The sequence below is a fragment of the Alcanivorax sp. HI0083 genome (genome assembly GCF_001635175.1).
This window is the reverse complement of the sequence record NZ_LWFX01000918.1, coordinates 1-6,238: the sequence shown is the minus strand read 5'-3', so window position 1 is coordinate 6,238 and position 6,238 is coordinate 1. Positions and strand designations below refer to the sequence as shown.

The 6,238-nt window shown below is 56.3% G+C and carries 3 protein-coding genes and 2 pseudogenes; 1 reads left to right on the top strand and 4 read right to left on the bottom strand.

The window, feature by feature from the left end; genetic code table 11:
• Window positions 1–137 precede the first annotated feature (137 nt).
• Window positions 138–425 (top strand): annotated as a pseudogene (locus A3754_RS09635) (quinone-dependent dihydroorotate dehydrogenase); the annotation flags it as partial.
• 54 nt (window positions 426–479) lie between these two features.
• Here A3754_RS09635 and pyrD read toward each other — a convergent pair.
• From pyrD to A3754_RS09615, 4 genes and pseudogenes are all read right to left on the bottom strand, one after another.
• Window positions 480–1,022 (bottom strand): annotated as a pseudogene (pyrD, locus tag A3754_RS09630) (dihydroorotate dehydrogenase (quinone)); the annotation flags it as partial.
• A 246-nt stretch (window positions 1,023–1,268) separates the two neighbouring features.
• Window positions 1,269–3,650, bottom strand: a complete 2,382-nt coding sequence (locus A3754_RS09625; protein ID WP_063519493.1) for an RND family transporter — start codon at window positions 3,648–3,650, stop codon at window positions 1,269–1,271.
• 11 nt (window positions 3,651–3,661) lie between these two features.
• Window positions 3,662–4,753: a YCF48-related protein gene (locus A3754_RS09620; RefSeq protein WP_063519492.1), complete on the bottom strand. Its 1,092-nt coding sequence runs from the start codon at window positions 4,751–4,753 to the stop codon at window positions 3,662–3,664.
• Between the two features lie 118 nt (window positions 4,754–4,871).
• Window positions 4,872–6,238 (bottom strand): DUF1329 domain-containing protein (locus tag A3754_RS09615; RefSeq protein WP_063519491.1); only part of this gene is annotated, 1,367 nt, incomplete at its 5' end.

Genomic DNA, 6,238 nt, shown 5'->3' with positions numbered 1-6,238 from the left:
ATGTTGATCCCCAGCACTCCTTTATAGCGGCTACGTTTCACCGCCCCTACCAGGTATTCCACGCCAAGATTATTGAACCCCATCCGGTTGATCAGCGCCTGTTCCGCCTTCCCCAGGCCCAGGCGCTGATCAACCGGATGGGGTTCAATAATCTTGGCGTGGAATACCTGGTAGGGGCGGTGAAACGTAGCCGCTATAAAGGAGTGCTGGGGATCAACATTGGCAAGAACAAGGATACCCCGGTGGAAGATGCGGTTCAGGACTACCTGATTTGCCAGCAGAAAGTGCATGCCTATGCCAGCTACCTGGTGGTCAATGTGTCCTCGCCCAATACGCCGGGTTTGCGCACCCTGCAGCACGGTGCGGCTCTGGATGAGCTGCTGGGTACGTTGCGCGAAGCCCAGACGCGCCTGGACCAGGAGCACCGTCGCCGGGTGCCGCTGGTGATCAAGATTGCCCCGGATAACAGCGAAGAAGAGCTGCAGGGTGCGCAAACCCGGCGTATTGGGCGAGGACACATTGACCACCAGGTAGCTGGCATAGGCATGCACTTTCTGCTGGCAAATCAGGTAGTCCTGAACCGCATCTTCCACCGGGGTATCCTTGTTCTTGCCAATGTTGATCCCCAGCACTCCTTTATAGCGGCTACGTTTCACCGCCCCTACCAGGTATTCCACGCCAAGATTATTGAACCCCATCCGGTTGATCAGCGCCTGGGCCTGGGGAAGGCGGAACAGGCGCGGCTGAGGATTACCCAGTTGCGGACGTGGCGTGACAGTCCCCACTTCAATAAAGCCAAAACCCAGATCAGCCAGACCATCGATACAGTCACCGTTCTTGTCCAGCCCGGCAGCCAGCCCCACCGGGTTGGCAAACTCGATGCCCATGACTTCTTTCGGTGCCGCCGGCACCGCACCCGGCCACAGCTTGCCTGCTCGCTTGCGCAGCAATGCCAGCGTCAGCTCGTGAGAATGCTCTTCAGAGAGAGAGAACAGTAAAGGTCGTGCCAGGGAGTACAGCATGAAAGAGCCCGATCGGTGGTAATCGGCGGCATTATAGCCAACGGCTCCGGTGACTTCGATGTTTTGTGTCCGACAGTGAAGCGAACGGTGAACCCATTGGAAAGCCGGTCCACGCGCTATCCCCTCCCAACATCCGCTACGCGGGGCATGTTGCCTGCAGCGTGAACCGTGTTGCAGCCGCAAAGCGGCACAAAAAAAGCCCGGCAGAGCCGGGCTTGAACATAACTAACGAAATCAGCGCGCCAGTTAACTGCGTAGTTTGGCGCGGGCCGGGTCCGGCTTGAGCAGGAAGCGAGCCAGAGCCGGCAGAAGCCAGAGGGCACCGATCATGTTCCACAGGAACATAAAGGTCAGCAGGATGCCCATGTCCGCCTGGAACTTGATGGAACTGAAGACCCAGAAGACAACACCCACCGCCAGGGTAATCCCGGTGAACGCCACCGCTTTACCTGTGGTTTTCAGGGTCTGCTTGTAGGCATCTTCCAGTTCCATACCCTGCTTCAGGTATTCAGACAGCTTGCTGTAGATATAAATGCCGTAATCCACACCGATACCTACACCCAAAGCGATCACCGGCAGAGTCGCGACTTTTACGCCGATACCCAGGTGAGCCATCAGTGCCTGACAGAGAATGGAGGTAAGCCCCAGCGGTACAATGATACAAATCACCGCACGGAAAGAGCGGAAAGCGATCAGGATCAGTACCGACACCACCGCATAAACCAGAGCCAGCATCGGGTACTGGCTGGCGGCGATGGTTTGGTTGGTGGCCGCTTCCACGCCGGCGTTACCGGAGGCCAGCTTCAGCTCCATCACATCCTTGTTGTTACGAGCCTCGGCAAAGTCAGCCACTGCACCGGTAACACGCTCCAACGTTTCAGCCTTGTGATCGTCCAGGAACACATAAACCGGTGTCAGCGAGCAATCCAGGTTGTACAGGCTGTCCGGCATGAAGCTCATGACGTTATTCAACGCATACTGGTCCCGGGAAATGGTCGCCCACTTCATGGACCCTTCATTCATGTTGGTCGAGATCAGCTTCGTCGCAGACGCGATGGTCGTCACGTCTTGCACCCCTTCCACATTGCGCAGGTTCCACGCCAGGTCATCCACGATTTGCATGGCCGCATAGGTGTTACAGGATTCCACCGGGGTCTTGCCCATAACCACCAGTACGTCCGCACTCACTGAGTAATTGGATACCAGGAAGTTGACGTCATGGTTGTAGCGGTAGCGAGGTTTGGGCTCATAACCACGGGGGCAATCCATGTCTTCACACGGGTCCGGCCACAATTCGGGCGCCCCTTTGTCCAGATCACCAATTTTCAGGTCCTGGCTCAGATAAATACCGGCACCGTAACCCGCCACAGCCACAGCGATGGACAGCGCGGCCAGTGGGGTGCGAGTAAAGCGGGCAAACAATCCTGCCAACGGATGATCTTTCTTCTCCCCTGCCTGAATCTTGCGAACGGAAGCTCCGCTCACGCCCAGATAAGACAGTACCAGCGGCACCACCACCAGGTTGGAAATAATGATCACCGCCACACCAATACTGGCCGCCATGGCCAGCTCACGGATCACCCCCACATCAATCATGTAGAGAGTGAGGAAGCCGATGGCATCCGACACCAGTGCCACCATGCCCGGCACACACAGCGCCTGGAAAGTAGCGCGTGCCGAATCCAGCGAGCTACGCCCTTCTGCGGCGTAGTTGGCCAGGGTGTTAACGATCTGAACACCGTGGGATACCGCAATGGCAAACACCAGGAACGGCACCAGCATGGAATAGGGATCGATGGTGAAGCCCAGGCTGCTGACAATGCCCAGCTGCCAGATAACGGCCACAAAGGAGCAGGCCGTCACGGTCAGTGCACTGCGCAGGCAGCGGGTATCGATTAACAGCAGAAGCGCGATCAGCCCCAGGGTGAAGAAGAAGAACATGGCCACTTCTTCCGCTGCCGCCATCACGTCACCAGCTTTTTTTGCCAGGCCGACAATGTGAATGCGAACGTTCGGGTATTTATCCTGATACTTGCCGCGGATCTCTTCCAGCCGGGCGGACAGAACCGGAATATCGACACCGTCATCGCCCAGCGCATCCAGCAAATAGGCGTGTACTACGCTGGACTGGAAGTTATCGGCGACCAGACGGCCCACCTGCCCGGAACGCAGCACGTTGGTGCGCAGTTGTTCCAGCGAATCTTGCGAGCCATCGTAGCCTGCAGGAATCACTTCCCCGCCCTGAAAGCCCTGTTCGGTCACTTCGTTCCAGCGTACATTGCTGGTCCACAGTGAACGGATTTTGCTCGGATCAACGCCTTCCAGCGCGAACACTTCGTCAGTGATTTCTTTCAACGCATTGACATAGTCTTCGTTGAAAATGTCATCGCCTTGAGTTTCCGCAACAATCACGCGGACATCATTACCCAAGCTCAAGTCATTTTGGTGTTCGAGGAAGTTCTGAATATAAGGATGATCCAGCGGAACCATCTTGCGGATATCGGTGTTCAGTTGGATCTTGCTAGCCTGGAACCCCAACAGCACGGTGGCTGCGATAAAGGCCAGCAGAATCAGGGGCCGAACAGCAAACAGCCCACTGGCAATACTTTTGGAAATACGACCTGACATTGCTGAGCCCCTTATTTAACGTCTTCAATCACGCGCAATCCACCCTGCCCGGCGACAAGAATGCCACCTGCATCACGGGGAAGAACTGCGGAGATAGAATCGCGATCCGGCAAGAACCGCAGGGAGAAAGATTGACCGCCATCATGGCTGGTAAGGATGCCACCGGCGTTAGTGACCAGTACCACGGTGCCATCCGCCAGTACCGTGCCATCGTTAACACCACGGCTCAGCTTTGAGGGGATTTTCACCCAACTGCGACCCCGATTGGCCGTCAACCACACATTGCCCTGCAGGCCGTAAGTGAGCGCTTTATAATCAGAGATCGCCGTCACCCCGAACAGGGTGCCGCTGTAAGGGCTTTGCAGTTTTTCCCAGCTCATGCCTTTATCAGCTGAGTGGAACATCACGCCTTTTTCGCCCACCACGTAACGATCGTTTCCACCTTTGGCAGCGGCATAGTCATACAAATGCCAGCCATCACGGTTATCCAGACGATCCAGAGCTTTATTCCAGGTTTCACCACCATCGGTGGTTTGCAGGAAGTAGCCATATCCTCCCACAGCAACGGCACGATCACGGCTATCACAGAACACATCCAGCAACGGTGCACCGGAGGTATCTACCGGTGCCATGGCAGCACTATCGCCATAGAGATCGTCGCCTTCATCACCGTAGGCATCATCACCATAGGGGTCGCCATAGAGATCATCCATGGCGTAGTCATCCAGCTCCTCCTCAACCGGCGCCGCATCCTCCTCGCCGCTACCCAAGGGGTCACTGTACTGCACGGTCCAGGTTTCACCGCCATCATCACTGCCCAGTACCACCGCATCGTGGCCAACGGCCCAGCCATGGCGGGCATCAGCAAAACACACCGAGGTGAGCAGTACTTCAGATGGCGTTACCGCCTGCTTCCAGTGATCGCCTTGATCATCGGAATAGAGAATTTTACCCCGGTCACCCACAGCAACGACCCGGCTATCCGCATAAGCGATATCCAGATAATTGTTAGCCGTGACCAGTGGAGCATCATTCGAAACGAAATCTGCCTGCAGAGGCGCAGACAGCATGGCCGACAGAGCCATTAACACTGTTTTTTTCATTGTCCCTTACTCTTCCCGAGGGCCCCGTTCCAGGGCCGAGCACAAAACGACCGGGGGCCATGGGTGGCGTCCCGGTCGTTTTGCCTTGCCGGCTTCATTGAGCCGGCATTTTTTATAATTAACGACCGCGGCGACGTAGCGCTGCCGGGTGGAAATAACGATCGCCCGGTACCGGCTGGCTGTAATCCAGGATGGAAGACTCTTCGTTATCCAGGAACTGCACGTGGTAACGCTGAGCACGCAGGTCGTGGAAGGTATCCAGAGCCGTCCACTGGGTCGGCACTTCGTAGTAGTTCTTGATGTAAGCCAGGCTCACGCGCCACAGCTCGCCACGACGGTCGTACTGGTCGATGGCGGCAATCTGCCAGGAATCTGCATCAATATAGAAACGACGCTTCTGGTAGATGTGTCGCTCACCTTCTTTCAGGTTTGCTTCCACCACCCAGACGCGATGCAGTTCCCAACGCTGGTAATCCGCATTGACGTGCCCTGGCTGCAGCAAGGTCTCGTACTTCACATCCGGGCTATCCAGCTTGTAGTTGTTGTACGGGATGAACATTTCCACTGGTTTCTCGCTAACCAGCTTCCAGTTGTACTTGTCCGGCGCACCGTTATACATATCGGTGTCGTCTGCCGTACGCAGGCCATCGGCCGCCGCAATCGGCGTGTCGTAAGCCAGGTTAGGTGCACGACGCACGCGACGCTGGCCGGCATTGTAGCCCCAAGCTTGGCGCGGCATTTTTTGTTGGTCCAGCATTTCGTGTACCAGTACCGCACCGCCAGCCAGACGTGCCGGCGCTTTGGTGAAGGACAGGTAGTAGAAAATGATGTTATCCAGGGAGTCAAAGTTGTACTTCGGATCGTAATAACGGAAATACACTTCCTGCTGTGAGGTAATCAGCGAGTAGGCACCGCTACGCTGAACAGCCACTTCTGACGCACGACGCACCACGTACAGACCACGCCAGCGCAAAATGTGATTCCAGATTGCCTGCTTGGCTTTCTGCTCGTTAGTACCGCTCAGAATCGGGAACGGAATGCCGCCGAAAGCATTGTCCACGCCGGTTTCACCCAGCTTGGCCTTGGTGGCGTTGCTTTTGGTGTTGTCGTACACCCATTGTGGCGCAGACGTAGAGCGGTGGCTCGGGTACACATTCAGCTTGAAGGTATCCGGGTAGGTTTTCAGCATGGCCTGCACACCGTCCGGCACCTTATCCGCATACTGGGACACGTTCTGGGCGTTAATGGTGAAGGCGATTTTGTCAGATTTGTACGGGTCCGGGTGATGCTGGCCCGGACGGGTATAAGTCTTGGGAATATCCTTGCGCTGGATGCCGCCGGTGTAATCCGGGATACCCAGACCTGTAGAGGTAGCTTTGCCGTTGCCTTTAATCTGTGCACCGAAAGGCGTCAGGGATGTACCCAGCTTCGCCGCTTCCTGGCTGGAAACACCAGCGTGCACATTGGCCGCCACACTCAGAGACA